The sequence below is a fragment of the Fonticella tunisiensis genome, from assembly GCF_004364155.1.
Classification (GTDB): Bacteria; Bacillota; Clostridia; order Clostridiales; family Caloramatoraceae; genus Fonticella; species Fonticella tunisiensis.
Genome location: NZ_SOAZ01000057.1, coordinates 1 through 2,729, shown reverse-complemented (window position 1 = coordinate 2,729; position 2,729 = coordinate 1). Strand labels below are relative to the sequence as shown.

The following is a 2,729-nucleotide window of genomic DNA, read 5'->3' as shown; positions in this document are numbered from 1 at the left end:
TTATTCTTCCATCTTTTAACCCCTTGATTTTTTCTCCAAGATGGTATACCTTAGAGAAGTAGGTGAGCATTTGTTTTAAATAGCGCTTGTTCATCCCAAAACATCCTTTCTATTGGGTTTGTTGCAAAATTCATTATAAAAAGGATGTTTTTATTTTTAAACCCTAAATTTTTTCCAGTAAAAATCGGAATTTACATATTTCAATTATTATTCATCTAAACCTTAACATATCAAGGGGCTACGCCCTATTTAGTTTTTAATCTGCGAAACTTCTGACCCCTATCAATTTATCATTCTTTATAATGGGTAGAACAATTTCCGATTGGGATACAGCACCACAAGCAATATGACCTGGAAATTCATTCACATCCTCCACCACCTGTATTTTCCTTGTCTTTACCGCAGTACCACAGACTCCCTTTCCTAAAGCGTTGCGGACACAGGCTGGTTTCCCCTGGAAGGGTCCCAAAACCAATTCTCCGCCTTTATATAAATAAAATCCTGACCAATTAACATCAGGCAGCAGTAGATATAGTAAAGCAGACGCATTAGATATACCTGCGAGCCAGTCTGTTTCTTCACTAATTAAACCAATGAGATATGTATTTACTTGCTTATAAAACTCCTGCTTATTTTGAGCATTTATTTTTCCTATCTCAAACATCGTTTTGGACCTCCTTGAATTAAATACGTTTATCCCAACCCAAAAATATTTATCATTTTCGCCTGTTTAAATGTGCATCATCTAGACAATTACTAACCGTTATTGGACATAGTAATCATTTCTCTTACCTCTTCAATTGTAAAAGGTTCTCTCTTGCTGTGAATTATAAGATGACAATTAGGACATACTGGTCTTAAGTCTCGTATAGGGTCTACTTCGTATTCCTTTTGTATCTCAGACAAAGGTATGAGATGGTGTATATGAATTTTATCCTTACCTATTGGTCCATATGTCTTTTCGAAATCAAAACCACAAACGACACACTTGCTACCATAATGTGCGATACATATACTTCTTGCCTTTCTGTTCCTTTCATAACGGTTAACAAAAACCTGTCTTACTGTACCTTCGGATAGAGACGGGATATCTTCAATGGTGATTTCTCCAGAATAAACGAATTCAGTATCACTTTGACCAAAAACTTCTTCAAAAGCGATTACTAATTCAGGACGCATAATCCAAGGAAATCTTCCTGCTTTTTCATATCCTAAAAAAGGAACATGCCACCATCTAGGTTTTCCGTCTCTTCTCAAAGGTGGCTGGACTCCTGTTTTATGAATTACACGCTTGCTAAATCTGCTTATCTGTAAGTTGATTAACACATGATGTGGAATGTTTAACCTTGAGGCTATCTCAGATGCTCCTATCTCATGGTTTTTACTTTCATACACAATTTTTAGAATATTCAAATCAGATTCCGTAGTAACTTCTCTGTCTGTGAGTATTTGAGACCATACTTCTTTACTTATTTCTAATTGAGCATTATAGAACATAATTTTCCCCCTAGTCTTGTATAAAAATACTTATCTAAATACTCTTGCCACTGATAACATCGTCTTTAGTCATTTATGGTTCTTAGGCATCCATCCACTTTCAAAACCATTTAATTCGGCACAATTATACATTTCGACAATTTTGTCAGGGTGATAAATCTTATATTCCTTATTAACTATGTAAATATTGTTAGAACGGCTATTCTGGTCAAGTAGTTTTCTTATATAATGTCTGTCCGATAATCTATCTCTTTTACTATGATTACAATGCCTGCAACTTAATGCGAAGTTCCAGAGTTTATCACCCCTCACGAACACCCAGGGTATGAAATGGTCTACTTCCATAGTGGTCTTTAACTTCTGTCCGCAATAAAAACAATTATGTCTGTTGAAATCCTCATATAATAAATCTCTATAAACTGTAAAATTATTTCTTTTAGTAGCGTAGTTAACAAAGAGCAAGAAGCCTCTTCTCTGTTAACCTTATCAAGAAACTTAATTCACTCACAGTGATTAAGTTTCAAAATAAAGTTTATGTCTGTTGCTTATATTAAACTTATGCGCCATTTCTATATAACTCCCTGTGATTCAACGTCTATTTTACCATATCATTTTTTTCAATCTATATGTACCAATTCTAAACAGAATTATTTAATAACTCAACTTTCGCAGATGAAAATTATGGCGAAAGCCAAGCAAAATAAGATTTTAAAACAAAAAATATTCCTTTTCTTGGTATAATAGAATTACGACAAACCACTAAACCAAAAAGAAAGGAATGTTTTCTGTGAATACTATTATACCAGATAATGATAAACAGCTGAACTTGACTATAGATAAATTTTTTAAAGAAAATAAAATAGGAACTTTACTTAAGCAATGCAACTTTAATAAAGATAAAGGATTTTCCTGCATCATGGTGCTTAAATTCATTTTTACACTTGTTTTTACTGGTAAAAACCTATTCAGATATCTTGATTCTTCAAATATTAAAGCGGAGCTTGCTAAAGATACTGTGTATAGATTTTTGAATTCAACTAAATATAACTGGCGTAAGTTCCTGCTACTTTTATCGTCCTCAATTGTAAAAAATAAAATTGCTCCACTAACTTCTGAAGATAGGGTTAATGTAATTATGTAAGCGTAAAATAATCCCCACCTATTATGTAGATGGGGATTGATGTATCATTATTCTTGACTAGAAACTCTGCAGTTGTCAGGTAATGTATCTG

The 2,729-nt window shown here is 33.3% G+C and carries 4 protein-coding genes; 1 reads left to right on the top strand and 3 read right to left on the bottom strand.

Features of this window, described 5'->3' with window-relative positions; genetic code table 11:
- Positions 1 to 256: 256 nt before the first annotated feature.
- The 3 genes from EDD71_RS15020 to EDD71_RS16185 form a co-directional block, all read right to left on the bottom strand.
- A complete protein-coding gene (locus EDD71_RS15020; protein WP_133629522.1) occupies positions 257 to 664 on the bottom strand; it encodes a GAF domain-containing protein in 408 nt (135 codons plus the stop codon).
- Positions 665 to 756: 92 nt separating this feature from the next.
- Positions 757 to 1,497, bottom strand: coding sequence for an HNH endonuclease (locus EDD71_RS15015; protein ID WP_133629521.1), 741 nt, complete (start codon positions 1,495 to 1,497; stop codon positions 757 to 759).
- A 69-nt stretch (positions 1,498 to 1,566) separates the two neighbouring features.
- Positions 1,567 to 1,959, bottom strand: coding sequence for an HNH endonuclease (locus EDD71_RS16185; RefSeq protein WP_133629520.1), 393 nt, complete (start codon positions 1,957 to 1,959; stop codon positions 1,567 to 1,569).
- A 325-nt stretch (positions 1,960 to 2,284) separates the two neighbouring features.
- Here EDD71_RS16185 and EDD71_RS15005 point away from each other — a divergent pair, with 325 nt between their 5' ends.
- Positions 2,285 to 2,638, top strand: a complete 354-nt coding sequence (locus EDD71_RS15005; RefSeq protein WP_133629519.1) for a hypothetical protein — start codon at positions 2,285 to 2,287, stop codon at positions 2,636 to 2,638.
- Positions 2,639 to 2,729 lie beyond the last annotated feature (91 nt).

Excerpts from the sequence above, each read along its gene's own strand:
- EDD71_RS15020 (WP_133629522.1), bottom strand. The coding sequence starts at position 664 with ATGTTTGAGATAGGAAAAATAAATGCTCAAAATAAGCAGGAGTTTTAT.
- EDD71_RS15015 (WP_133629521.1), bottom strand. The coding sequence starts at position 1,497 with ATGTTCTATAATGCTCAATTAGAAATAAGTAAAGAAGTATGGTCTCAA.